We start from the raw sequence: 24,925 nt of genomic DNA, 5'->3' as shown, positions 1-24,925 counted from the left end.
TGCACTACTGGTTGCAGAAGTCAGACGTAGGGATATATAAAGAAGGCTTTCATTGGATCTACAACACTGCCTGGGAGTGGCTTGAACAATTCCCTTGGATGTCCGAGTATACAGTAGGGCGCATCCGGCGCTCTCTAGAGAAACTAGGCTACGTCGTCTCCAACAACTTCAGCCACAACCCGTTCGACCGCAAGAAATACAGCACGCTGGACTACTACCGTATAGCTGTTGAAACGGGATGGAATCCGCTCGGATTAGATCTCAACCGCGATTATAAGAGTCCGCCGCAATTTACCAAAGGACTGCAACTGCGCGGCAGACACTTATCTGACTCTACCGCCCTGGTCTACCCGACCGACGCTCCTGTTGAGTCCGAAAGCCTGAAACTTCCTAAAATCGACGATTGTGCAACATTGCCAAATGCATCAAGCAATAATGCCACAATGCATTCTACACTTTTGCCAACCTCATCTATATACAAAGAATTACCAAATACTTCCAAATCAAATCCGGCAATTGATTTAAAAATTGACAGGAAAGAAGCGGACAAAGAAGTTGGTAGTGACGAGATTTCAACTTTGGCTCAAAGCAGCCCAACATCCTCTGTTCGACTACAAAAGGCTTTGAGTGGGGTGGCATCCGCTTCTAGTCAAGAAGAAAATTCCGCCGCGACATCGCTCGATGGCGATGAAAAGATAAAAGCAGCCCAGCAGTACATAGCGACGTTGAATGCAGCGCAAGAGCGAATTGAGCGAGATCTGCCCCAAGACAGAAAGCGATCGCCCAAACCCATCCGCATAAAAGAGCTGGACGAGGAAGTACAAGAGATTCTGTGGCAGTACCAAGCAACTCTGGAGCAGTTGAATGTAGACCTACACGCCGAGCGACTTCAGCGGGCGATTTTGGACAATCCCTATCACCTGGAAAATGCAATTTTGGCATTGAGTGAGGAGTCAGCTAAGGGCGTGAAGACTATGGAGAATGCGACTGGGTATTTATACAACGCACTGCGTTCCGGTTGGAAACCCCGACAGTCAAAAAGCAGCACCAGTTGGGGCGTGCAGGTCTACACGCCACCGCCACAAATGCTGACCCAACCAATCCCACCTACCCTTGAGCAGTTGGTAGCCCAGAAGCGGGTAGCATGGCAGAATGCTATTATCCTGCGCCCCAACATTAAAGCCTGGGTGGAGCAGACACAGGGTGTCATCATGACTCCTGATGGTCCCGCCCTAGCCGATGCCGCCGATACACCCAGTCAAACCGATAAGGAGCCAAACGCCACCAACACACCCAGTCAAGCTGAGCCAGAGCCAAACGCTCAAGAAAACCCTGTAACCCCCACTGTTGATGAAGCCAACTCACATCAAGAAAACGCCTGCAATCCACAACTAGACTCAAATCCACCACTCTCTGTAGAGCCAAGTCCAGAAAACATGGGCAACCAGCCACAGCCTGCGGTGCAACAGGTAGATAACAGCGTCAGCCATCAAACGCCACCCGAACCCGATGCGGGAACTGTTCCACAGTCGCAGCCTCCAAATCCATCGCCTACTGTGCCAGAAGCTAAACAAAAGCAGCCTGCTGAGGAGGAGCTTGAAAATAAAATACCGGAAGCTTTATCATCCCCTCCGACCAATTGTTATCCCTACGACAAGACACGAAGCTTCCGGTATTTTATTCCGGCGCAGATGCTTAATCGTCGGCTTCAACCAGTGGAGATTTTGACCAGCGCGGGTGAGTGGGTAGCTGGCTACTTCGTCCACAGTTGCATCGCTGTTGCCAACCTCATCGAGCAAGAGCGGCGCTACACTCTCTTCGATGCTTTGGGGCAGTCCTATAGATTTTTGGGACAGATTCGCCCGCCGCAAGACAATGCAGGTGCGACGTGATGAAGGAGCTTTGGCACTAAGGCGCGGAAACTGTCCACGTCCTGTGACGCTGTTGTTAAAGGCAGGCTGTGGCTGAAGCGCTTTCCGCCCCACGCTAGATTCAATATACTAGCGCCCATAAGCTAATCACACTCAATATCCCTATGCCTAAAGTCACGTTAGACCTACCCGAAGAAGTCTTCTCCGCCCTACGCCGTTCTCCAGAGGAATTCGTGCGGGAATTGCGTCTGGCTGCTGCTATCTATTGGTATCAAAAGAGCGAAATCTCTCAGGAGAAAGCTGCTACTATCGCGGGTTTGAATCGTCGAGACTTTCTCATGGCACTTAGCCGCGAGCAAGTCGATGTATTTGCCGTAGACTTTGACGACCTGCAACGGGAGTTAGAGCGTGGCTGAGCGTCCTGCTATCAACGCCTCGCCGCTGATTCTCTTAACCAAAGCAGGCTTACTCAATCTATTGCAGCTAGTGAGTCAAGAAATTGTCGTACCCGCTGCCGTGGCGATGGAGATCGGGCAGTATGGAGAAACGGACGTGACAGCCGCCGCGCTTGCCCAAACAGAATGGCTCGTCGTCGTTGAAACTCCACCAGTACCAGAGCTAATCCAATCATGGGATTTAGGAGCAGGTGAATCTGCTGTTTTGACTTGGGGCATAGTCAATCCCAATACTGAGGTGATTGTAGACGATTTAGCAGCCCGTCGCTGTGCTACAACTCTAGGGATTCCTGTCAGGGGAACGCTTGGTTTGGTGCTAACAGCCAAACAACGCGGCACGATTGGGGCAGCACGACCAGTTTTGGAGCAGCTGCGCCTATCTGGTATGTATCTGTCTGACCGCGTAATGGAGCGGGCGCTGGCACTAGTGGGGGAATGAGGCAGAAGGCTTTCCCAATTTCTTTATGGTATTAGACTATTAATTCATCAAACCTTTATAGCTTTAGAGCTTGCCGCAAATCCTCTAGATTCTTAATTTGGCTCCAGTCAATGTCGGTATCTTGTAGTAAGTCTATCGCTACACCGATGAGGTGTTGGGGGAACACGCGATCTTGCGGGGCAACAGGGGTGTCATTGTTGTCGCGCACTTCTCGCGCCGTATCAGCTAACCATTGCTGCTGAGCGCGAGTAATCTTGATATTTATATTGACCAGTTTCTCCAGCGAGGGCTGTTGTTTTTGTTCGACGGTTGGCTTCGCGATGGCGTGCGACCGAGCGATGATTTCTGGTGATGGAGTTGGCTTTTCCTGTTGTTGTGGCTGACTCGTTTTGCCAAAGTCACTCAGCTTCCCCAAGCCTCCCATTCGAGATCCTTTAGAAGTCATGCTACCCTCCACATTTTGCTGCATTCTTTAGCCAGAGATTGATAAGATGCCGCCCCACTTGATTTCGAGGCGTAGTCTAAAACCGATTTCTGCACTGCGATGGACTCAGCCACACTGATATTTTCGGGAATTATCGTGTGTAGAAGTCGATAGTTCATCTCCACAGCCGATTCTATGAGTAAATCATCCGCCTCGCGGGTCAGAACCAATCGCGGCTTATAGCGCACCCGCAGCGCCTCAATGGGCAAGTCGGGTCTTTCATCTCGAATCAGCGTTATCGCCTCGGAAAATCCGCGCAGTGCCGCAGGTTCGCATAATGTTGGCACTAAAACGCGATCGCTACTCAAGATTGCCTGCACTGATGCTACGCTCAAAGAAGGCGGACAGTCCATCAATGCCACGTCGAAGAAACCAGTCAACCGCGATAATGCTGGAGCAAACAAGTCTGATTCCGCACTCAAACGAAACAGTCCAATATCCCCAGGAATCAGCGACAGGTTTTTGGTTTTTGTCGCCAGGGGAATAAATAGCCCCTCCGAAGTTAACCAATCCAGTGCTGTAGGACTCTGCCCATCCATCCCCAAGCCAAATGAAAGCGTCCGCTGCCCATCCAGGTCAATTAACAACACTCTCCGCTTGGGGCTAGCCAGAGCGGAACCCAGGTTTAAAGCTGTCGTGCTTTTGCCCGTGCCGCCTTTGAGATTGAATACAGCCACCTTCAACATACCTAATCCCTAAATTCTTTAATTGTTTCAGCTCATAAAGGTATTAAACCTTTATACGATTGTAGAAGCTTCAACCCGCTCTCCACTTAGATTCTATCTTCGTTTGCCTCTAGTCATAAACAATTAACGCTTAAAGGTATTAAACTATAAAACTTTAAGCTCGAAGAAGCCTTCGCTCTCTTAGTGACGCAGGGTTATGCTTTGAGCTTATACCTGAGCGTGTTCCATGAGAAAGCTCTCAAATGCTTTTCTATCATCGGGACATAGAAATGGAATCTTAAGATTCAATAGATGGCTGGGGTTTTTCTTTCTCACCCCCAAGATCTCAACGCCTACTACGCCGCCTTGCTCATTGAAATCGAAAACAACACCAGGCATCACTTCTTCTGAATTCAGAATTTTTGTGTCATCTAGTTGCAGGTAGGCGGCATCAACTTCAGGATCGAAATCTATTTTCATCATCTGTCCCAAGGAGCGCGGTCGAAGTAAGCAGTAACAATTCGCCAGGGAGTGCTGGTTTCATTATAGACAACACATAATACTCGGTTTCCCAACTCAGGAATATAACCCCACGCTTTAAATAACTCTGGGTCTTCTGCATCGGGTTGCTCGTGGTCTGGATTTTCTAATACACGTACTATCCAGTCAAGAGAAATACCCCGCTGCATAATTCTTTTTCGGGCGTGGTTGGTCAGTATATAGGGGAAATCAGTTGACATTGAGACCCTATAGCGGCAACGCTACCATTTAATCCCCTGCGCGTGTTAATCATGATAACACTTAAAGGTATTAAACCATAAAAGAATGTGACGTGTGGCATCGAGTCGCAGGGGGAGACTGCTAGATCTGCCCCTGCTCGTCAGTGTCGCTTGAGTCGTGATAAATCTCCGTCGCCTTCGTTCCCAACAAGCTTGCAGTCTGAACGATAATTTTTTGACATTGTTCGAGTTCCTGCTGGGTGCTGGTGAGTTGGGATTTGAGCGAGGCGATCGTTTGGCGCTGTTGCTCCAGTTCGCGCAATCTCAGTTCGTTCATCCGCTCCGACCACTTTGCCCGTTCTCTAGCATCTTTGAGTGCTGTTTGAGTCGATTGCGCTGTGGCATTCGCTAGTTCTAGCTTCTGTTTAAGTTGGTAAATTTGTTGAGTAGCCGCTGCCAACTGGGAATCCATTTCACCCGAATTGACTTGAGGTAACACTTCACGGCACAACCAGTGCTTGAATCGCTTGGCGATTGTTTTGTCGCCGTGGCAGAGCAATTGGTACAAACCAGCTTCAGTTACGGTGACAAGCTTTTGTTTTCTACCAAGGATGTTGGTAGTTCTGGTCGCTATGTCATCCGGCTCTAACCTTTCTAGGGCTTGTGTTTTAGCTCTACCACTTAATTTCACAGCAGCACAAACATCAGTGGCTACCCATTCCATCACATCGTCTAGAGAGAAGTAGCGGATGGAATGACTTTCAAAAGCCAAAGTGACCGGAGCTGGCGTGACTTCCATAGAACCACAATACAGTGACTCCAATTCTATCCCGACTTGAAGAGTGCGGCACTAATATAATGATGCGATTTCTCTCCTACTTTTACCTGTAGTGGCACTGCTTGAGTCACTATACCTGGAGCGTCAACACCGGACATCCGACGATCCGATATTGGATCTGCCGGATGTCCAATGGACTCTCACCAAACTACAAACAGCGACAATCCGCTTTTTCATTCCCCCGCTCGTCTTGGGTAGATGCTCAACTGACAAGTGACTTTCGAGAGCGAAAGCTGCTGCTTTTCGCACGTCACTGCGTACCCCTAATAACAACTGCGCTATTTCTCAAATTTCTCAGCCCCAAAGCCTGTCACAGCATGGCTTTGAGCAGTGTTTTTCAGCTCCATTTGGAGCGACAGGTGCTGCGACGATTAGGAGCAATAGCGTAGCCCCGAATCGGGGCGTAGTACGAGCGGGATGGTGTGGAAGGTTTCCTTCCACAATCGCTCTGGCAGGAGTCGTTGATCGCTGCGGTTCGGCTGCAATTTAACTGTGGTTAATTGTAATTCGACTGTGCTTTACACCCCTTTAAATGCAGTTGAGGTGACACAAGCGTGAAAAGTGTTTGACGAGTGCGATTCAACTGCAATTGGACTGCGATTGGACTGTATTTGAGCTGAAGAAATTGGTGGTTGGTCACTGCAATTGGACTGTAATTAGGCTGCAATTGGGCTGCAAGAGCGACTGCGAGATTGATGCCTCAAGAGGGAGTGTCTGTTCTCTAACGCTTTCACCCGCGTTTAGGCTTGAACAGGGAAACAGGTGGTGGTGAAGTAACGATGGGACGACGATAAGACGACGATAAGACGACGATGGGACGACGATGGGACGACGATGAAATGATAACCGATGTCACTTGCTCTAGTTTTTTCGCTCATCACAGTGCATGAACGACGATGAGACGACGGTGAGACGACGATGTAACGACGATGAAACGACAATGAAACGACAACACAAGTCATTCGCTTTAACTAGCTGTTTTTATGTAGCTAGAGCTGCCACTAACTTCCCCTAGTCTTTCCCTACTAATTCCCTACCATGCCCCAAGTAGAGTCAATGAAGTCATGCTCATTCCTAATAAAGAGCGAATTTTCTCAAGAATCTGAGTGAAGTGCCACCAACTTTCCCTAGTAATTCCCTAATAATTCCCTGAATAGATCGTGCGCGATCTTGGGGTGAAATGAGCAGTGATTCCGAAAGTTACGCGCTTGGACTTGATGAGCCGCTTTCAATTTAGTTACAACCCCTAGGGCAATCCATTCGGGCTGTTGTGCTTCACAAAGCGACATTGGTACTACAACTCCCTTGACAAAAGTTCATATGTGAACAGAAAAGCATTCCGTCCGCGAATAAGCAAGGCGGTGTCTTTTTTCAGCATAGAGAAGCACCGTGAAGTCCGGCGGAAGTTCATCGTCGCTCTGAGCTGACTCAATACCTTCATTTCAGCTATAGAGAAGCACGGAGCAGTCAGGGAGAAGCACGCAGCAGTCCGAGAGAAGCATGGCGATGTCCCCGCGAAGATCCCAGTGGGCACGAGCGAAGGTTCCCGTCGGGGTTTTCAGCCATCATCCGACCATCGTACCCGCGCTTCGTCATCGCAGAGCGACCCATCGGGACGGCTCGTCGTGCCTCGCCTCCGCAGTCCTCCTCGTCTACCCAATGACCCATCACCACCACATACATCCCCATAGTTCCCACAGCACCCCGCCACCGCAGGACTCTCCGTTACCCCCATAGATCTTGGTAAGGAGCAAGCTATGCCGCTGTAGCAACAACTACTCCCTCCCCGTGTTATTCTAGGGACGGCGGCAGCTTGCCAGAAGGGGTTCCCCCCCTCTGGACTCCCCCATGCTCGTTGTTGCCGACGGCATCAAACAGCAGGAGTGGGATGGAGAGATCTCGCAAGCCGTCAGCACCGCTGCGCTACAACGAGCCAGAGTTGGATTGGAGATAATGCCTGCGTGAGTAAACCAAAACCGAAACGCACTCGGATGGTACGCATCCGATTCACCGAAGATGAATACGCGGCAGTCAGTCAAAAGGCGATCGCCAGCTCGCTAACTTTCAGCGAAGCAGTCAGACGCGCTGCGTTATCGCAACCGCTACCCCAACCCAAAAGTGAAATCGCGATCGCCACTTACGAGCAGCTGGCGAAGTTGGGCAACAACGTCAACCAACTAGCCAAAGCAGCTAACACGGCAGTAAAGATGGGACACGAACCTAAAGTGACAGTGGAACATTGGCAAAAGGTTTACCAAACCATTAAGCAATTGGGACTGGAGATCGTCGGTGATCGGTAACATTTCTAAAGGGCGAGGATTTAGGGGCTGCTTGAGCTACCTGTTGGAGAAGGAGCAGGCAGAGCTGATTGGCGGGAATATGTTGGGAGAGAACGCACGGGAATTGGCATCTGAATTCAAACTCTCGCGCCAACTCAACCCCGATATCAAGCAGCCAGTGTTCCACGCCAGCTTATCCCTGCCCAAGCATGAAGACTATGCCGAACACGTCGATGACGAACGCTGGAATTCTATTGCTGCCGATTACCTCCAGCAGATGGGATTTACTCGCAATCAATATATAGTAGTGCGTCACTTCGACCGCGACCACGACCACATCCACATCGTCGCTGCTAGGGTCAAGCTGGACGGGTCAGTTGTGGATGACAGTTGGGACTATCGTAAGAGTCAAGACATCATTCGCTCCTTGGAAAGGGAATACAACCTAACTCCAGTGATGAGCAGTTGGGAAGTGGAGCGACGGGGAATAACTAAGGGGCAATTTGAGCAGCAGCGAAGAGAAGAAGCCGATTGTCAGCATTCAACCCCCAGTGTCAAACAACAGATTCAAGACATTGCCGATCTCGTACTACCCACCTGTACCACGCCGGAGCAATTTATCGAGAAGATGCAAGCAGCCGGAGTGCAGATCCAAACTCGCCAAAAACGGGATGGCAGTATCAGCGGCATCTCCTACCAATACACTCAAGATGGTGTCACTGTTGCTACTCCTGGCAATAAATTAGGGACTGACTACAGTTGGAATGGGATACAGCGCCGCATTAAGGAGTTAACGCCCCAACTGGGCGATGCCGAATTATTAGCAGCCCAAAAGAAAGTAGCGGCATACTTCGCCAAGAAGCCGACTCATCCCAACGAGCAAGACCTGCAACGGCTCCAAAGAGATGAGCGGAGATTAGCAGCCAAATATGACGATTTATTCCAACAAACTAGGGAAAAACTGGACAAAATAGAACAAGCTTCTTGGTTGTCACGGTTGCTACCCAAATACAAGACTGAAATTGCTGAACTCGAAAGAATATCAGCCCAAAAGGATAAAGTTTATTCTAACTGGATGGCAGCGGGTAAGAGAGTAGAAGAATGGCATAGCCAAAGGGAGGAATACCGCCACTGGCAATCATCCCCCCAAACTCAAGAAATGGAGCAGTTGAGAGAATACCTCAACACTCCCCAAGTCCAAACTAGGCTAGAGCGGATAAAAGAAGAACAGCGCCAGGAGCTGCAACGGCAGCAGGAAGGTAGAGAAACAGCTACTGCCGTGCAGCAGTTGTTTAGGCTCATTGGCACTCAACCACAACCGGACGGCGAGCTAACTCTTGACGGTAATCAATGGAGACTTAAACAAATAGGTAATACCGTCAGTGTGAGTGTGAAAGCGGATAACCGAGAGATTCTTCGGGTGGAAGGGGAGAAAACTGTTGTGTTTGCTCCCACAAGAGAAGAACGAGAGAGAATGCGCTCCTTACGGTCAAGGGTGAACAGGGATCTGCAACAGGAACAGCGGCAGCTTCAAGCCGAACGTAAACGGAGCAGGGGATTTAGCCTGTAGAATTGTCTGCCAACAGAGCGCTCAAGAGATTTCACTCATCCCGACTTCAAGGCACAGATTGACTCTGATTGGACAAGTGGGAAGTGGCAGTACGAGAATGTCTTAACCAATTACCAAAGAGCGCACTGAAACTTCACATACCATTAATAACTATCTAATCTAGTTGCCAGTGCCTCAACCTGTCACTACACCGGATTCTGGCAACCCGAACGCTTAGATTAGTAGAGTTTCGAGTATATTTTTTTCTTGAAGAATACTTAGAAGACTTGTCACCTACATATATAGGTATGCCAAGCTGTTGTAGTCAAACCAGTTTTCTACTGGTGTCACGGTCGAACGCTACCTGGTTCGGAAACACAGCAGGCTTAATCTATCCAATTCATCCAAAAGTTTTTAGACAAAACACTTCAGCCCAAGGCGAAGTGAAGTGTTAGTCAGCCCTTTTCCAAGGCGGGACTTGGTTGGGAGCAGCCATTACTAGTATTAGATTTGACCAAAAAAATTCATTGCTAGACGCAGGTAGTTGATGACTCAACTGCATTCTAGAGCAAAGTCATTGCATTAAACATTTGATACGAAACCGTCACAGATAAGGGGTTAGGAATGGGAATTCCAGGGAATATTGGCAGCAGCGGCACGTCTTCTGTAGGTGGAGATCTAGTTAAATCTTTACTAGACAGTGCTACATTAAGTCCAGCTTTGGATGATAATCCCGCCTCTTTAGGTCTAGTACGAGAACTCAAAGCTTCGGCTGCTGCCGATCCCTTTTCCGTGGAACTAGACCGCCTCTCAAAAAAGGAGCTGGAGAAAGGCAATAACGCTTCCCAGTCGCAACAGGATTCTGCTCACCCCACTAATCCGACGGGCAGCACTTTTGACCAACCGCTGCTATTCAATCCACCACCACATCTCGCTTCCCTTCCCTATCTATCACCAAATAGCAAGAGTAAAACAAACAACAGCACGCCGGACAAAGACCTACTCACGGGCAGCACGAGCAATACTCCACTAGTCAGCTTCACTGCTAATGACCCAGTGACAAATGCTGCCAGTAGTTTGAAAACTAAAGCTAACATAGAACCAAAGATTACAGCAGCCCTAGTCAATGACACTGCTTCGGCTGGCACCAACACTGACGGCATTACCTCCGACCCCACCATTGCAGGCAGAATTACTGGCACTGACCGGATCAAAAAGTTTCAGGCAGGTTTTGATAACACGCCTAAAGGTAAATACTTAAATGTGCTGCCTTACCTCAAATCAGATAGCAGCTTTACTTTTGACCGCGCCACTCTAGAGCAAATTAATGGTGGAACCTTATCAGACGGTTTTCATGCTCTGCATTTATGGGTTCAAGATGAACGCGGCAACTCACATAAACTCTTATTAGATGTCAACTTTACCCTCGATACAATTGCTCCAACAACGCCTCCGAGTTTGGCTCTGCTAGCAGCGAGCGACAGTGGTGCTAGCAATAGCGACAAAATCACTAATAATTCCACTCCGACAATTTTAGGAACAGCAGTTTCTGGGCATTTAGTACAACTATTCAGTAACGGACAACTGGTGGGTCAGACCTCATCTGACGAAAATGGCTCTTGGCAGATTACTACTACGCCACTGACAGAAGGCACCCAAACATTGACAGCAAAAGCCGTTGATGTAGCAGGCAATGCCAGTCCAGTTTCTGTACCCTTGAACGTAGTGATTGACACCATTGCGCCAACAGTTCCTAGCAGTTTGAAACTGAGTGGGGCTACTGACACCGGAATCAGCAATAGTGATGGAATAACGAAAAATCCTACACCCAGTTTGTCGGGGCAAGCTGAGGCTGGAGCGAGCGTGCGGGTTTTCAAAGATGGACTTTTGGTAGGTCAAGCCACTGCTACTGATAATAGCTCCTGGCAACTGGCTATTGACTCCTTGGCTGATGGAAGCTACACATTTAATGCAACAGCAGAGGATAAGGCTGGCAATGTCAGCAATCTTTCCCAGCCGTTAGCAGTTACGATTGACACAACTGCTCCTGCTGCCCCGAATGATTTAGACCTGATGGCAACGAGCGACAGCGGCTCTAGCAACACCGATAACATCACCAACAACAGCACGCCAACGATTGCTGGCACTACGGCTCCTGGGAACTTGGTGCAGCTATTCAGCAATGGGCAATTGGTCGGTCAAACAACAGCCACTGCCACCAACACCTGGCTTCTTGCTACGAACAACTTAGCAGATGGTATCCATACCCTGACAGCCATTGCTACCGATGTAGCAGGGAACATCAGCCCAACCTCAGCCTCACTAGATGTCGTAATTGATACGACAGCTCCTGCTGCGCCTAGTAACTTGAGGCTGACACCCAGTACGGATACTGGAACCAGCAATAGTGACAACATTACTAATAACACCACACCGACAATCCAAGGGACTGGCGAGGCTGCTTCGCTGATTCGACTATTTAAGGGCGAGCAAGTAGTTGGTCAAACAACAGCCTCTACCGATGGCTCCTGGCAGATTTCTGTTGCAACGTCGTTGAGCGATGGTCTGTATACGTTTACCGCTAAAGCAGAAGACGCTGCGGGCAATGCGAGTACTACTTCAGGACAACTTGTTGTCACCATTGATACTCGGACAGATAACTCGACGCTGACTCTCGCCAACTTATACGGGCTAGACCCCTATCCTGATGCAGTCTCCTTGGTTCCAGGCATCACGCGCCAACTATCAGTCAAATTGAATGATGGGCTTCCCGATTCGCCTAATCTGACAGCTGGCTCCACAGGGACGCGATACATTGTGAGCAACTCGGATGTGTTGAGTGTAAGCGCGGATGGTCTGATTACAGCTTTGTCCACAGGGTTTGCAACAGTAACCGTGACCTATGGGGAGGCAGAAGTAGTGGTACCCGTGCGGGTGGAAACCCCACAGTTTGGTCCGGTCACTTTGGGAGTAGACGGCGGCGTAGTGCAAGCTAGTAATGGCTCGATGGTAATGATTGCTCCGGGTGCTTTGGAGGAGAACACAACTGTCAGCCTGACACCGCTAGGTCGGGAAAACATAACGCTGTCGGTGCCAGAAGGATTCGAGTTGGTCGGGGCTTTCGATCTAAACTTCGGTGACGACTTGTTGAGTGTAGCTGCTCAGTTAGCAATTCCAGCGCCCGCAGGGTTAGCAGTCGGCACCCAAGTTTACTTTATGCGTAAAGGGGCTTTACCGGATGAGAATGGTACTTGGAATCCGATTTGGCTCCAAGAAGAATCTGGTGTAGTGGGCGCGGACGGCATGATTCGCACCCAATCACCACCGTATCCAGGCGTACTCAGACCGGGCGAATATATAGTGGTTGCAGACGGCACTGGTAGTGCCATGCTGGTCAAGGGTAAGCTGACTGTCAACTATAATTTGCCCATAGCGTATCTTGGTGTCGTTGTCCCAGCTATATCACCAGGCGGTGGAGTTTTCGGTCAACTGATGAATCCTGACAACCTGGTGGCTCTCTCTGCGTTCTCAGCCACTTACGATATCTCCTCAGTGAAGGTGATTGCGGTACCCACAGTGGGCTTGCCCTTTGTCACCACGGTAGGTGTCCAACGTAACGCCAATGGCGTTGCCACTTTTGAGGCGACCCTGAACATACCAGCACCAACTGGTCCCAATCCAACAAGACCTCCAATACTACAAAAGGCAGAGCTGAAGTTCAAGGATGAAAATAATCAGCCATTCGAGAACAATGAGCCAGTCTTGTTCCTGACGGGAAGCAATGTACTGGTGAATAATGCAGGCAACCCTTTAGGCAGCCGGATTGAAGACCTGAGTGTTAAATTTTATGTCGGCGATGAAGCTTACGGGGGTGTCGTGCTGCCTCATCTCAGCCGAGAGCTAGGGAATAATAAGTTTGAAGTGGCTGTTAAGGTTCCCAACACCGTGCCTCTAGGCGTATCTACTATTGAGTTAAGTCGGCGGCAGAACAAGCTGGTGGGTCAAGATCGCACAGACCCAGTGTACGAAGAAGTCAATTACTCTAGTAATACAATCCGGCTGAAGTCGGAAGGCAAGTATGTATTTGCAGCAATGTTGCTCGACGATCGAGTCACAGTACTTAACGGCAGCAACCCAGAATCAGTGGTCGAAGCTAATCGTAGTAGTGACTTGCTGCTAGCCCGCATCCCAGTAGGAACTCCAGACTTGCAAGATAGACCGCGCGATCTGGCTGTGACTAGAGATGGCAGCCGCGTTTACGTGCCCTTGGAGGGGACTGGTCGTGTAGCACTGGTCGATCCAATGGTTCTACAACAAGTGGACACCCAACCTTTGTCCTTTGGTATCGATCCCATCAATCTGCCCCAAGGTGCCTCGCCGAGGTCAATTGCGATTAGTCTCGAAGACGATTACGCCTATATCGCTGATGGTAATCAAGGGAAAATCTACGTTCTGGATATTAACCCGTTCTCAGAAACTTATCATCAAGTTACCCAAACGATTTTGGTCAATCCAGCCCCCTCTGGGCTACGCCAGATATCTATTAGCAGTGACGGACGTAAGCTTTTTGTCACCGCGCCTTCCTCCTCCAATAGCCAAATTCTGGTCGTCAACATCGACCCTGAAGACCAGCCCATTATCCCAGAGGAAAACCCCCGCAAGTGGCACGAGCAGATTGGAGCAGTCGTGGCTGACAGTGGAGCGGAGGGGCTCGCTGCCACGTCCAATCCACTAGTGATGACTTTCACCAACAGCCGCAGCGATGCCAAAGGCTTCGGTATGCTTGGGATTACTAATGAAGACCCCTTGAGTTTTGCCGCTACTACCCGCTATACGTCGTTAGGGCTGGGTTCGACCTTTGATTACTTTGATGTCAACAATGGGGTGGCTGTAACGGTCATGCGCGATCTCTCGTATGCCTTCGTTGTTGGTCGTAATGGGATCAACTTTGGCTTAGGAGTAGAGAGTATCGATGGAGTCCGAGCGGGAAGCAATATTGGCATTATCAAAGATCCACTAACCAATCCACAACTAATTGCTGCCACTCGACCAATTCCAGGAGGATTCGCAACCGATCTAGTACTCTCCAGCGATAATAAATACCTCTACGCCTCCTACTCTGGTGCGGGAAGTGTCTTCGTCTTCGACGTTGAGGAAATTATCAATACCATTCAAAACCCTGGTAACTATGCCATTGACCAATTAGATCGAGGCGCTGGATCGCCCTTTTTCCAGTCACAGTCCCAACGTTCCGCTACTTTTGATGACTTTAGGCGCGTTCCAATTGACGATATCAATCCCAGCATAAGTATTGCAGCTGACTACGAGATCCTGCGGGAAAATCGCCCAGCCAACCAGTTCACTTACGGCGTGCCAGCAGACACTACCCGTGGTCCTATTGGCACTGGTATAGCTCATGGTTTGGCTATTAGCTCAGGAATGATTCTAACTGCACGAGAAGAGGTGCAGGAGATTAGCAAAAAAATTGCAAGAAAACTTCGTAACCTTGAGCTTCCTAACTTACCAGATGATGAAAGGGAACAGCTTGAAGAAGAAATTGCCCAACTTCAGAGACAACGACGTTTACCTTTGGAAGAAGTTGTGAGAGAAGCCCAACCAGATGCTGATATTGACGATAGCGATCGGGATAAAGGAATTTACGCAATTGCTCTTGGGCAGAGTTTGCAAATTTTTTACGGCACTAGCTTTGTTATCTGGAACCTGGCTCCAGTTTCAGAGTCTGTAGACACTATTCGTGAAGACATTGCTTCCAAGCCAGACAACTTACAACTACCACCAGTAGTCAATATTGATACGCTATTAGGTCTTGGTGGCAGTGGCATTCAGGGTCGCGTTCAACCTTATCCAGGAGATATTGATTTTTCTGAACGTTTTGAAATTGAGGCCCCCACTAGTGAGAGTGCAGCTAGAGCTGCTGCTGACACCATCGTTGAGTTTGTCAGGCGTACCCGTAACAATCCTAATTTTGAATTTCAAAAACTTTATATCTCCACTCTGGAGGACGGACGTGTAGAGAATAGACCGAAGAGAACGTTGTCTTTCGATGAGCTTGTTAGTGGCAGTAAATACGACAAACTTGTTGCTGCCTTGCAAAAATTAGATCCAGTAACAAGAGGTAAAGGTAATGTAAACACCTTTTGGCGAGCCAAAGTAGATGGAGATCGTTTCATTGACATAACAAAAATTCTGAATATTACTGCCAAAAACAGTACTGGAGAAGAGGTATTCTTCTCAACCCGAGAAACTATTTGGGATGAGGACTTACTCCTAAGTCAAGTAATTTCTGAGGAAGATAACTTCTTCTCGACTCGAATCAGTGGTGCTGAATACCAATCTGCTTATTTTGACAATCCCAGAGAGATTCCAGCAGAGAAATTGAGTGCATATACGAAAATTATTCGCGAAGCAGCGCTCGATCTTACAGATGGTAGAAATCCGAAATATCTGAAGGCAGCAAAACGCGCTTTTAATTATTTCCTAGCGATCGGAAATATTGCAGCAATGGAAGCCGTTCAACCGATTTTTGTAAGACCTGAGGCTAGGGTTAACCAAGAAGTTGCCGTGATGGAGGCAATTAAATCAGCATTAGATGATGACCCTATTGACGGATTCCAGACTCGAATTCTCACGGTTGTTGAAGCACGCACTATGCTCAATAACGCTGCTCAAACCATTGAGGATAGTTTATCAGCAGCTAACATAGCAGCTCAGTTAAGACAACTTGCTACAGATTTACCAGGTAACCCATCCGATCTCTTGCCACAAGACCAAGACGGGACTCTAAGCACAACGCTTGCAGGGTTGATAAAGGAAACTAAAAATCTTATCAACAATGGTCTTCAAGAGGATGTCAGGCGCATAATAAATACATACGTAAGACCCTATTACCAAGGCTTGGCTCCGCTACCATAATCCCTATCTCACTAAAATCCAAACAGCAACTAGAAAGTGACAAATCAAACAGAAGCCATGCGGTTATTCGAGCAAGCAAATCGATATTGGTTTGGAGATATGCAATTCAACCAAGCACTACAGCTATATCGAGAAGCTCTCAAGCACGAGCCAACAGATCCGGTCATCCTCTACCAGTTAGCCAATGTCTTGTGGGCGTTTGAGGAGTTTGATGAAGCAAAAGAACTCTTCCTTCTTGCCCAGCAACATCAAGAGCATCTCAGCGAATACGGCAAACAAATCTTGGCGAAAGAGCAACAAAGACTTTTGAAAACGACATCTTTTCGCAGGTCGCTACCATTACCACTCGCCGAGTTGAGTTTTGAGAATTTGGATGCAATGGAGCTAACGCATAGGCAGTGGTTGCATATTGCATCTGATGCTGAAGAGCGCAGGTTATTCGGCTTAGCTGCCGATGCTCTCGAACACAGTTTCTATTTTACTGATCCCGATAACGAAAGAGATAGGTGTAAATTGGAGAAAGAGAACCGAAGAGCTTTGCGTGATTTGCAACTAATGAGAAAAGAAGTGCAAGAGTGAGAAATATCGCGAGTTAATTGCAAGTGTCAAAACTGAATTCTCTAAAAGGTATTGTCAAATTAACAGCAGGCTAAAACTCAGTTCTCAGTTAACTTGGCAATACTGATATGATACTAGAGCCAGTCAATTTGTACGGCAACTAATTAGTGCCTCTTAACAGTATTTTTACGTATTCAATAACTAAAGTTCGAGCTAAGTTACGTGTAGTCATGGATGTTTTATTTAGTGACTAGAGCAATTATGCAATAAGGAAGTAGGAGACACACTCCCTCCCGTGCTTCGGTACTTTACCAGTAGCAACAACTCTGCTCTTGCTCTCTCCATGACTCAGATTTTCCAAGTCGGTAATCGTATCATCACCGCTCTCGAAATCACTCCTCTGCTGACACGTTACCAAATGCTGCCGCAACTGTGGCGCGAACTGATAATTGATACTGCTATTACCCCTATAGAACTGACTCTCTCCCAGCAAGACCAAGCATTAGAGCAGTTTAACTTAAAACACCAGCTGACTACACCAGCAGAACGATCTGCTTGGGGAATGCGTTATGGCATGACACCGGAGCAACTCGATGCTTTAGCCATTCGAGAATTAAAAATTGAGTTCTTCAAAATAGCGACTTGGGAACATCGTCTAGAATCCTACTTCCTAACTCATAAATCAAAGCTAGATCGAGTCATTTACTCCCTGCTGCGGACAGATAATGCAGAAATTGCCCAAGAACTGTATTTCCGCATCAAGGCTGGAGAACAATCGTTTGCCCTCTTAGCCCGCGAGTATTCACTCGGACCAGAAGCGCAGACGGGCGGACTAATTGGACCTGTGGAACTGAGTACGCCTCACCCAGTCTTGGCGAAGATGCTTTCGATTTCGCAACCAGGTCAGTTGTATCCCCCGACTCGCTTAGGAGAATGGTTTGTCATTCTGCGGCTAGAAAAGCTGCTCCCAGCATCTTTGGACGAATCGATGCGGCAGCAATTACTCGACAGTCTGTTTGAAGCTTGGATACAAGAGCAGTTAAATCAAATTAGTGCGACTTGGCTGAAGGATACATCGGCAATGGTGGCGGTATGACATATACTACAGTCGGGATCTCTACATTTCTAGAACGCACGCCACCGTTTGACTCTCTTTCTCCTACCGCTAGAGAGCAACTGTCAGCAAAACTACAACCCTTGCGCTACCGCATGGGACAAGCGATTGTGGTGCGGGAAAGTTTGCCAGATCGCGTCTTCATCCTCTACGAAGGGCAAGCACGGATTATCGGCTACATGAGGGGAACGCTTGTTCCCGAACCCCTGCAAATCGTCAAGAGCGGGGAGGTTTTGGGTTGGGTGAGCCTGTTGCGCCAAGTGGCTTGCGAAACCGCGATCGCCTCCACTGAAGCTACTTGCTTGACACTGAGAGCCGCCGATTTCCTAGCACTGCTAGAGCAAGAAATAGCATTCGCCGATGCTTTTCGCAACCGTTGCGCCCTAATTGAAGTCTTTGACTTGCTGGGTGCAGAATTAGAGCGACGGGCAAATGGGACTGCTAATCTGACCCAACTGGCACCTAGTTGCTATCAAACAGCAACTCTACTCAACTTACCCCCAGGCAAAACCCCACTGCACCAGCTAGACCCAAACCTATTGTGGTTTTTCAGCGGCGGAGCTAAGACTAACTTTAGTGTGGGCGAGATCCTGGATGCTAGCGGCAACAGGGCTTATATCCATGTAGAAGCCCCAGGCAATGCCCGTCTGTTGGGCTTACGCGAATCTTCCCTACTCTCAAGTGACTCCGAGCGCACAGAGGTTTCACCAACTGCCACTATTGAAGAAGTAGACATTCCCTATGCACCAGAGCGTCCACCCCAACTAGAACAAGCAAAAGCCACAAAATACCCCTACGTCCACGGTAGGGGACCAGTGGATGCAACTCTCGCTTGTTTCCAAATGCTCGGTCAACACTTGGGGATGCCCTTCAAACGGGATGTCCTCAAACGCACGTTAACTAATTCTTTCCAACGTCACGGCAGCATTTCTCTACAATTGTGCGGAGCTGTAGCCGAGTTGATGGGATTGAGTTCCCAACTGGTGGATGTCACCGCTGTTGTTATCAGTCGCATACCAACCCCAGCCCTAGTCAAGTGGCAAGATTCTTTTGCGATGCTCTATTTTGCTAGCGAAAAGGAATTGGTTTTAGCCATTCCCGAAACAGGCATCCGCCACATGAAGCCAGCCGCTTTCATCGAAGCATGGGGCGAGTCAGGTCAAGTGCTGCTACTGCAAGCAACCGCACACACTCCCAAAAAGCGGTTTGGCTTATCGTGGTTTCTCCCTTCCCTGCTGCGCTACCGCAAAGTGCTGTTGGAAGTGTTTATTGCTTCCTTCTTCGTACAGCTATTTGGTCTAGCCAACCCCCTCATCACCCAAGTCATCATCGATAAGGTAATCGTCCAAAATAGCGTCGGCACTCTGCACGTCCTGGGTATCATACTGGTGGTCGTCGCTGTCTTTGAAGCTTTTATCACCACTATCCGCACTAATCTATTTGTCGATACCACCAACCGCATCGACCTAGCTTTAGGAGCGCAGGTCATCGACCACCTGTTGCGGCTGCCACTGCGCTACTTTGAACGCCGTCCTGTGGGAGAATTATCCACCCGCGTCAACGAACTGGAAAATATCCGGCAATTCCTCACTGGTACTGCTTTAACCGTGGTGCTAGATGCCGTCTTCTCCGTCATCTACATCGCGGTGATGCTGTTCTACAGTTGGTTGCTGACTATCGTTGCTCTAGCCACCGTCCCCTTATTTGCATTACTAACATTCATCGTTGCTCCAGTCATTCGCCAGCAGTCTCGCACTAAAGCCGAGCGCAATGCCGAAACCCAGTCGTATCTGGTTGAAGTCGTATCTGGAATTCAAACGGTTAAAGCCCAAAACATTGAGTTGAAATCTAGATGGCAGTGGCAAGAACGCTATGCCCGCTACGTGAGTGCTGGATTTAAGAGCGTGCTGACTTCCACAACTGCTGGCTCGATTAGCAACTTCCTGAATAAACTCTCCAGCCTGTTGCTGCTGTGGGTAGGAGCGTATTTGGTATTGCAAGGACAACTAACTCTAGGACAGCTGATTGCCTTCCGAATTATCGCCGGATACACCACCAGTCCCCTGCTGCGGCTGATCCAACTGTATCAAAACTTCCAAGAAACGGCGCTGTCTCTAGAGCGGCTAGCCGATATTTTGGACGCTTCTACCGAAACCGAAGTTGCTGGCAGCAATAATATCCCGATGCCAGAGATTCAGGGAGCAGTGCGGTACGAGAACGTAACGTTCCGCTTTGCTGCTAGTGGCGACCCCCAACTGTTGAATGTCAATCTCGACTTCCCAAGAGGTACTTTTATCGGCGTGGTGGGTGCTTCTGGTGCTGGCAAGAGTACGCTGACAAAGTTGCTACCCCGCTTGTACGAGCTGGATAGCGGCAGGATTTTGATTGACAGCTACGACATCGGTAAAGTCGAACTGTATTCCTTGCGCCGTCAGATTGGCGTGGTGTTGCAAGACACGCTGTTGTTTGACGGCACGGTACAGGAGAATATCGCCCTGACGAATCCCGATGCTACCCCAGAAGAGATAGTGGAAGCCGCAAAGATTGCAGTCGCTCACGACTTCATCATGAACCTGCCTTTGGGTTACAACACCAGAGTAGGAGAACGAGGTTCTGCCCTATCTGGCGGACAACGACAAAGGATCGCTCTAGCCCGCACCGTGCTGCAAAATCCTCGGTTGCTGGTGTTGGACGAAGCCACGAGTGCTTTGGACTATCACACCGAGCGCCAGGTATGTCTGAATTTGGCAGCAGCCTTTAAGGGACGCACCGTCTTTTTCATTACTCACCGTTTGGCGACGATTAAAAATGCCGATGCAATTGTGATGATGGACGCAGGCACGGTGGTGGAGACTGGAACCCATGCCGAACTGATGAACTTGCGGGGTCGTTATTATTGCCTCTACCAACAGCAGGAGGCAGTTAGCGCGTAACTAACTCGTGCATGGAGGGATTGCAGTCACACTACTTTTAGCTAATCAAAGCTTTATGAACGGACACAACGGTAATGGCGCTAAACTAGATCGCTCTGACAACGGACATTCATCCAATGGAACGGCACATCATCAATTAATCAACCTCACTCCTAAAGCCTCACCCCAACAGGATGCCGTAACTGCTCCCAGCATTACCCCACCCGTCCGTTTGCCGTCAAACAATCCCCAAACCTTTGAATCTCCGGTTATCCTGCAACAGTCCTCTTTTTGGTCGCAAGCGATTCTCTGGGGATTGATGGGCGTTACCACCGTCGCCATCGTCTGGGCAAGTGTCGCCAAAATTGAAGAAGCGATTCCCGCTACAGGGAAGCTAGAACCAGTTGGCACTGTCAAAGAAGTGCAAGCCCCAGTTGGCGGTGTCGTCAAAGCTATTTACGTGGAAGATGGGCAACGAGTTAAAAAGGGCGCTCGTCTCCTCCAGTTAGACCCTACTGCTGCTCAATCCCAGCTAGCATCGCTCCAGAAAGTTCGTGCCTCCCTACTTGAGGAAAATCAATTTTATGTGGCTGCCATGCACGGCTCATCTGAAGGGAGCAGACTAGAGGCAGCTAGCATTAAACTCCCGACTCAATTAGCTTCCCTTGCTAAAAGTCGCGCTGCCTTGAGTGCAGAAAACCAATTTTACCGAGCGTTGGCTAATGGTAAAACCAAGGACGAGCAGCTAAATGCCGAGCAATTAGAACGCCTGCAATCGACTCGGACAGAATTAGACTCTCGCGTTGCTGCTGCAAACTCGGAGGTCGAGCAATTAACCAAACAATTAAGTCAAACGACGATTCGCCTTGCTAGCACCAAAGAAACCTTGAAGATGAACCAAGGAATTCTCAACGATATCGTTCCCTTAGCCAATGATGGAGCTATATCGCGGATTCAATTGCTCAAACAGCAACAAGAAGTACAGAACAATTCCTCAGAAATAGCGCAACTGATTCAGGAGATAGCAAGACTTAAGTCGGCAATTGGTCAAGCTACTTCCAAAGTCCAAAATACGCTTGCTCTGTCTCGCTCCGACTGGTTAACCCAAATTGCTACTAATGACAAACGTATAGCTGAAATTGACAGTCAACTGACTAAAGAAATTGTAGAAAATAACAAACGTCTGGCTGAAATTGATAGCTCTATCAGCACTGCCCAATTGAGTTTGCGCTATGAAGAAATTACCGCTCCATCTGATGGAACTGTGTTTGACCTGCAAGCTCATACTCCAGGGTTCGTGACCAACGCTAGCCAAACAATTCTCAAAATCGTGCCTGACGATGCACTAACCGCCAAAGTTTTTATCACCAATCACGACATTGGTTTCGTCAAAGAGGGCATGGACGTAGACGTGCGGATTGACTCGTTTCCCTTCAGCGAATTCGGCGATGTCAAGGGAAAATTAATTTGGATTGGAGGAGATGCGCTGCCTCCAGATCAGATCCATCCCTATTACAGGTTTCCAGCTAAGATTCGGCTGGAGAGACAGTCATTATCTATTAACGGACGAGCCGTGCCACTGCAATCAGGAATGTCAGTAAATGCAAATATTAAGCTGCGCTCGCGCACAGTGATGAGCATTTTTACTGAGTTGTTTGCCAAGAGTGTCGAGAGTTTGAAATTCGTGCGGTAGCGTTAGCAAAGCTTTGTGTATGGCTACTTTCGTAACTCAGATATAAAGCGGTCTATCACTGCTCTTGTGCGTTTGTACTCCGGTGATTGCTTGCCTACCTTCAGCCCTGCAAGAATGCGTTCGCGCACAGCTTCAAGGTCTGGCTGCTGTCCCTGGTTTTGCCTGAGAGTTTGGGCTTCTGCTCTCAGGCGTTGAACTCCCCCATCAGTTCTGTTTCCACTGCTGTTAGACGCTGCAATACAGTATCTTGCACGAGATGAGATAACTGTTCTACCTCAGAGGCTAGCTCGTTGACAGTTTCGCTTAACTGATTTTGCCTTGCAATGTCTTGCACTGTCCAACCAGTCTGAGAGGATTGCTGACTCCTGGCGACGGCTAGCCCCATCTCTATCAACTCAACAATGGCTTCGGAGCGATTGCCTTTAGTCTTGGCAGTTGCGTAATCCAGAACCCGTCTGAATATTTCATTGGGGATTCTGAGTGTTACCGATTCCGACTTGCTAGATGAAGGTGTTTTCGCCATGTATTACATTGACTAATATTGTTTCTAGTATCTTCTAGTGTATTGCAGTGTCAGACATAATTGGCTTCTGAATCGATGCTGCCAGTAGAAAGCGCTCACACCCACTTTGGACTGCGCTCTTGAGGTACTGTCTAGGTGTAGCCTGTAAATTATCACCTTAATCGCTGTATTGGATGAAGATCGACAGGCACGGCAGAGCCAAAATACTCACCCCAATTGAAATCCAGTTGCTATTTAACTCTGGGCTACACTCCAGCAGAGATCGCGCCCTGTTTGGCATCTGCCTGTATACTGCTTGCCGGATTCAAGAAGCCTGCACCTTGAGGCGAAAAGATGTCTTCGACCAAAATAGAAGAGTACGCAGTGAATTAATCATTCGCAAAGCCAATACAAAGGGCAAGTTAGCGACGCGCACGATTTGGGTGGGCGAGGAGCTGCGTTCTTTATTGGCTGACTACAACCCCCCGTCCTACCAATGGTTTTTGTTTCCAGGTCGTCACGGCAAGGGACACATCAACCCAGATTCCGCCGCTCGTATATTACGGTCAGCCTGCCGCATAGTTGGAATAGAAGGAGCTAGTACCCATTCATTCCGGCGCACCGCCTTAACGATCATGAGCGACGCTAGAATCCCCTTGCGAGTCATACAGGAAGTGTCGGGACACCGGACGCTGGACGAACTACAAAAATACTTAGAGGTACGCCCCGATCAAGTCAGAGGAGCGATCGCGTCTTTATCGATGCTGTCACACGTCGGGAAACCCAATTATCACGACCTAGACGCGGACAAACAACAAAGGCTGGTTGACTCCACTTTATCCTTCGATGATAGGTTAATATAGCGACGAGTCGATTAGAAAATTTGACGATTATCTGGCATCATGGTTTTGCTTCAGTATTCGTTAGGGGCAAACCAGAGCCAAGGCGTTCAGTCCAGAGGCTATGGTTAAAATCGATTGCTAGCGTTTTACACAAGACGTGCTAAAGTCATAACAGCCCGAACGACAGCGCTCAAACCACGTTCAAGATAGATCGTCGCATATGCCAGGAAAAAAAGGGATTCCAGGTCAAAAGGGCATACAGGGACAGCCGGAAATGTATGACGAGCATAAAAAGCGCGTCAACATCTCACTGACCCCCACAGCTGTCGAACGCCTGGATGCTTTAGCCGAGTTGATGGATGTCTCCCGCTCAGAATTGGTCGAGCAGGTTGCCAGGGGAACCATCCCCCTGCTGACACTAGAGCAGACGCACCGCCTGGGAAAATCCTCAGCTCTTACAAAGCCCAGATCCTAGAGCAACTCAAAGGAGTTGGGCAGTACAAAGGGCGAAAAGCCCAAGGAGAACAAGCAGCACAACTAAATCAGCTGGTTGCAGGCATAGAAGCGCTCCTAGAGTCGCTCGGTATTAAAAATTGAATATTGATGCTACGGGGCAGGAATTTTTTCCCATACTCAGACGGTGAATGGTTTGGCGACTAGGCACCGAACTGAGAGACGTGCAACAGAGGCTAACCCGTAGCTCCTACATTTTACTTAATACCACTGACAAATGTTGGAAAAGATTTGATAAATCTTGCCCAATGCTTGACAGCCGAGTATTAACGACACACCACTCGCCTCTGTCGCACGCTACACAATCGATAGAGGCACTATGGTAGTAGCAACAGCAGTAGAATCAGTCCCCAAATATTTCCCCGACTCACTAGACCTACCCCTACCCCAAGAACATAAAACCTGGCACACCGAAAGACTCTGCCCCCCACTACTAGCGCAAGCATTAGGCAGCGAAAGACACGCCATGTTCGTCGCCCAGCTGCACTACTGGTTGCAGAAGTCAGACGTAGGGATATATAAAGAAGGCTTTCATTGGATCTACAACACTGCCTGGGAG

The 24,925-nt window shown here is 48.7% G+C and carries 20 protein-coding genes and 2 pseudogenes; 14 read left to right on the top strand and 8 right to left on the bottom strand.

The window, feature by feature from the left end:
- The 3 genes and pseudogenes from C7Y66_RS21225 to C7Y66_RS21215 form a co-directional block, all read left to right on the top strand.
- Positions 1-1,892, top strand: a pseudogene (locus C7Y66_RS21225) (hypothetical protein); the annotation flags it as partial.
- Positions 1,893-2,035: 143 nt separating this feature from the next.
- Positions 2,036-2,287: a UPF0175 family protein gene (locus C7Y66_RS21220; protein ID WP_106547123.1), complete on the top strand. Its 252-nt coding sequence runs from the start codon at positions 2,036-2,038 to the stop codon at positions 2,285-2,287.
- Positions 2,280-2,765 (top strand): DUF3368 domain-containing protein, encoded by a 486-nt coding sequence (locus C7Y66_RS21215; RefSeq protein ID WP_106547122.1) that lies wholly within the window; start codon positions 2,280-2,282, stop codon positions 2,763-2,765. Before C7Y66_RS21220 ends, C7Y66_RS21215 begins: the two co-directional genes overlap by 8 nt.
- A 55-nt stretch (positions 2,766-2,820) precedes the next feature.
- Here C7Y66_RS21215 and C7Y66_RS21210 read toward each other — a convergent pair whose 3' ends face one another.
- The 5 genes from C7Y66_RS21210 to C7Y66_RS21190 form a co-directional block, all read right to left on the bottom strand.
- Positions 2,821-3,210 (bottom strand): hypothetical protein, encoded by a 390-nt coding sequence (locus C7Y66_RS21210; protein WP_106547121.1) that lies wholly within the window; start codon positions 3,208-3,210, stop codon positions 2,821-2,823.
- Positions 3,207-3,935, bottom strand: coding sequence for a ParA family protein (locus C7Y66_RS21205; RefSeq protein ID WP_106547120.1), 729 nt, complete (start codon positions 3,933-3,935; stop codon positions 3,207-3,209). The genes C7Y66_RS21210 and C7Y66_RS21205 overlap by 4 nt, the downstream gene beginning before the upstream one ends.
- 207 nt (positions 3,936-4,142) lie before the next feature.
- Positions 4,143-4,397 (bottom strand): DUF2283 domain-containing protein, encoded by a 255-nt coding sequence (locus C7Y66_RS21200; protein ID WP_199197553.1) that lies wholly within the window; start codon positions 4,395-4,397, stop codon positions 4,143-4,145.
- Positions 4,394-4,654: a DUF4258 domain-containing protein gene (locus C7Y66_RS21195; protein ID WP_106547118.1), complete on the bottom strand. Its 261-nt coding sequence runs from the start codon at positions 4,652-4,654 to the stop codon at positions 4,394-4,396. The genes C7Y66_RS21200 and C7Y66_RS21195 overlap by 4 nt, the downstream gene beginning before the upstream one ends.
- Before the next feature lie 121 nt (positions 4,655-4,775).
- Positions 4,776-5,432 carry a Bro-N domain-containing protein gene (locus tag C7Y66_RS21190; protein WP_106547117.1) on the bottom strand — a complete coding sequence of 219 codons (657 nt, stop codon included), beginning with the start codon at positions 5,430-5,432 and terminating at the stop codon, positions 4,776-4,778.
- A 101-nt stretch (positions 5,433-5,533) separates the two neighbouring features.
- Between C7Y66_RS21190 and C7Y66_RS30615 the strand changes: the two genes are divergently transcribed.
- Positions 5,534-5,860, top strand: coding sequence for a hypothetical protein (locus tag C7Y66_RS30615; RefSeq protein WP_146149834.1), 327 nt, complete (start codon positions 5,534-5,536; stop codon positions 5,858-5,860).
- A 341-nt stretch (positions 5,861-6,201) separates the two neighbouring features.
- On the opposite strand, the gene C7Y66_RS33060 is transcribed toward C7Y66_RS30615, so the two are convergent.
- Together C7Y66_RS33060 and C7Y66_RS31250 are read right to left on the bottom strand one after the other, a co-directional pair.
- Positions 6,202-6,327 carry a hypothetical protein gene (locus C7Y66_RS33060; RefSeq protein ID WP_255410029.1) on the bottom strand — a complete coding sequence of 42 codons (126 nt, stop codon included), beginning with the start codon at positions 6,325-6,327 and terminating at the stop codon, positions 6,202-6,204.
- 702 nt (positions 6,328-7,029) lie between these two features.
- A complete protein-coding gene (locus tag C7Y66_RS31250) occupies positions 7,030-7,206 on the bottom strand; it encodes a hypothetical protein (protein WP_158265968.1) in 177 nt (58 codons plus the stop codon).
- 226 nt (positions 7,207-7,432) lie between these two features.
- Here C7Y66_RS31250 and mobC point away from each other — a divergent pair, with 226 nt between their 5' ends.
- The 7 genes from mobC (at position 7,433) to C7Y66_RS21155 (ending at position 22,509) form a co-directional block, all read left to right on the top strand.
- Positions 7,433-7,771 carry a plasmid mobilization relaxosome protein MobC gene (gene mobC, locus C7Y66_RS21185; RefSeq protein ID WP_106547116.1) on the top strand — a complete coding sequence of 113 codons (339 nt, stop codon included), beginning with the start codon at positions 7,433-7,435 and terminating at the stop codon, positions 7,769-7,771.
- Entirely contained in the window at positions 7,761-9,320 is a 1,560-nt protein-coding gene (locus tag C7Y66_RS21180) for a relaxase/mobilization nuclease domain-containing protein (protein ID WP_158265967.1), read from the top strand. The genes mobC and C7Y66_RS21180 overlap by 11 nt, the downstream gene beginning before the upstream one ends.
- Before the next feature lie 603 nt (positions 9,321-9,923).
- On the top strand, positions 9,924-16,232 hold the full coding sequence (locus tag C7Y66_RS21175) for an Ig-like domain-containing protein (protein WP_106547114.1): 6,309 nt from the start codon (positions 9,924-9,926) through the stop codon (positions 16,230-16,232).
- Between the two features lie 36 nt (positions 16,233-16,268).
- Positions 16,269-16,811, top strand: coding sequence for a tetratricopeptide repeat protein (locus C7Y66_RS21170; protein WP_106547113.1), 543 nt, complete (start codon positions 16,269-16,271; stop codon positions 16,809-16,811).
- A gap of 322 nt (positions 16,812-17,133) precedes the next feature.
- Positions 17,134-17,886, top strand: a complete 753-nt coding sequence (locus tag C7Y66_RS21165; RefSeq protein ID WP_106547112.1) for a peptidylprolyl isomerase — start codon at positions 17,134-17,136, stop codon at positions 17,884-17,886.
- On the top strand, positions 17,883-20,837 hold the full coding sequence (locus C7Y66_RS21160) for a peptidase domain-containing ABC transporter (protein WP_106547111.1): 2,955 nt from the start codon (positions 17,883-17,885) through the stop codon (positions 20,835-20,837). The genes C7Y66_RS21165 and C7Y66_RS21160 overlap by 4 nt, the downstream gene beginning before the upstream one ends.
- 55 nt (positions 20,838-20,892) lie before the next feature.
- The gene (locus C7Y66_RS21155) at positions 20,893-22,509 is read left to right on the top strand and encodes an HlyD family efflux transporter periplasmic adaptor subunit (RefSeq protein WP_199197551.1); all 1,617 of its coding nucleotides are present in this window, start codon (positions 20,893-20,895) and stop codon (positions 22,507-22,509) included.
- 184 nt (positions 22,510-22,693) lie between these two features.
- On the opposite strand, the gene C7Y66_RS21150 is transcribed toward C7Y66_RS21155, so the two are convergent.
- Positions 22,694-23,032: a hypothetical protein gene (locus C7Y66_RS21150; RefSeq protein ID WP_106547110.1), complete on the bottom strand. Its 339-nt coding sequence runs from the start codon at positions 23,030-23,032 to the stop codon at positions 22,694-22,696.
- A 173-nt stretch (positions 23,033-23,205) separates the two neighbouring features.
- Here C7Y66_RS21150 and C7Y66_RS21145 point away from each other — a divergent pair, with 173 nt between their 5' ends.
- From C7Y66_RS21145 to C7Y66_RS21135, 3 genes and pseudogenes are all read left to right on the top strand, one after another.
- Positions 23,206-23,874, top strand: coding sequence for a site-specific integrase (locus C7Y66_RS21145; protein ID WP_106547109.1), 669 nt, complete (start codon positions 23,206-23,208; stop codon positions 23,872-23,874).
- A 199-nt stretch (positions 23,875-24,073) separates the two neighbouring features.
- A complete protein-coding gene (locus tag C7Y66_RS21140; protein ID WP_106547108.1) occupies positions 24,074-24,328 on the top strand; it encodes a CopG family transcriptional regulator in 255 nt (84 codons plus the stop codon).
- Positions 24,329-24,685: 357 nt separating this feature from the next.
- Positions 24,686-24,925: pseudogene (locus C7Y66_RS21135) on the top strand (hypothetical protein); the annotation flags it as partial.

It is taken from the genome of Chroococcidiopsis sp. CCALA 051 (assembly GCF_003015105.1).
Classification (GTDB): Bacteria; Cyanobacteriota; Cyanobacteriia; order Cyanobacteriales; family Chroococcidiopsidaceae; genus Chroococcidiopsis; species Chroococcidiopsis thermalis.
The sequence above is the reverse complement of the archived record's forward strand: the minus strand, read 5'-3'. Positions and strand labels throughout refer to the sequence as shown.

Coding starts and splice junctions, on each gene's coding strand:
- C7Y66_RS21175 (WP_106547114.1), top strand. CDS start 9,924: ATGGGAATTCCAGGGAATATTGGCAGCAGCGGCACGTCTTCTGTAGGT.
- C7Y66_RS21200 (WP_199197553.1), bottom strand. CDS start 4,397: ATGATGAAAATAGATTTCGATCCTGAAGTTGATGCCGCCTACCTGCAA.
- C7Y66_RS21165 (WP_106547112.1), top strand. CDS start 17,134: ATGACTCAGATTTTCCAAGTCGGTAATCGTATCATCACCGCTCTCGAA.
- C7Y66_RS21150 (WP_106547110.1), bottom strand. CDS start 23,032: ATGGCGAAAACACCTTCATCTAGCAAGTCGGAATCGGTAACACTCAGA.
- C7Y66_RS21220 (WP_106547123.1), top strand. CDS start 2,036: ATGCCTAAAGTCACGTTAGACCTACCCGAAGAAGTCTTCTCCGCCCTA.
- C7Y66_RS31250 (WP_158265968.1), bottom strand. CDS start 7,206: ATGGGGGTAACGGAGAGTCCTGCGGTGGCGGGGTGCTGTGGGAACTAT.
- C7Y66_RS21190 (WP_106547117.1), bottom strand. CDS start 5,432: ATGGAAGTCACGCCAGCTCCGGTCACTTTGGCTTTTGAAAGTCATTCC.
- C7Y66_RS21155 (WP_199197551.1), top strand. CDS start 20,893: ATGAACGGACACAACGGTAATGGCGCTAAACTAGATCGCTCTGACAAC.
- C7Y66_RS21140 (WP_106547108.1), top strand. CDS start 24,074: ATGCCAGGAAAAAAAGGGATTCCAGGTCAAAAGGGCATACAGGGACAG.
- C7Y66_RS21205 (WP_106547120.1), bottom strand. CDS start 3,935: ATGTTGAAGGTGGCTGTATTCAATCTCAAAGGCGGCACGGGCAAAAGC.
- C7Y66_RS21160 (WP_106547111.1), top strand. CDS start 17,883: ATGACATATACTACAGTCGGGATCTCTACATTTCTAGAACGCACGCCA.
- C7Y66_RS21145 (WP_106547109.1), top strand. CDS start 23,206: ATGAAGATCGACAGGCACGGCAGAGCCAAAATACTCACCCCAATTGAA.
- C7Y66_RS21195 (WP_106547118.1), bottom strand. CDS start 4,654: ATGTCAACTGATTTCCCCTATATACTGACCAACCACGCCCGAAAAAGA.
- C7Y66_RS21210 (WP_106547121.1), bottom strand. CDS start 3,210: ATGACTTCTAAAGGATCTCGAATGGGAGGCTTGGGGAAGCTGAGTGAC.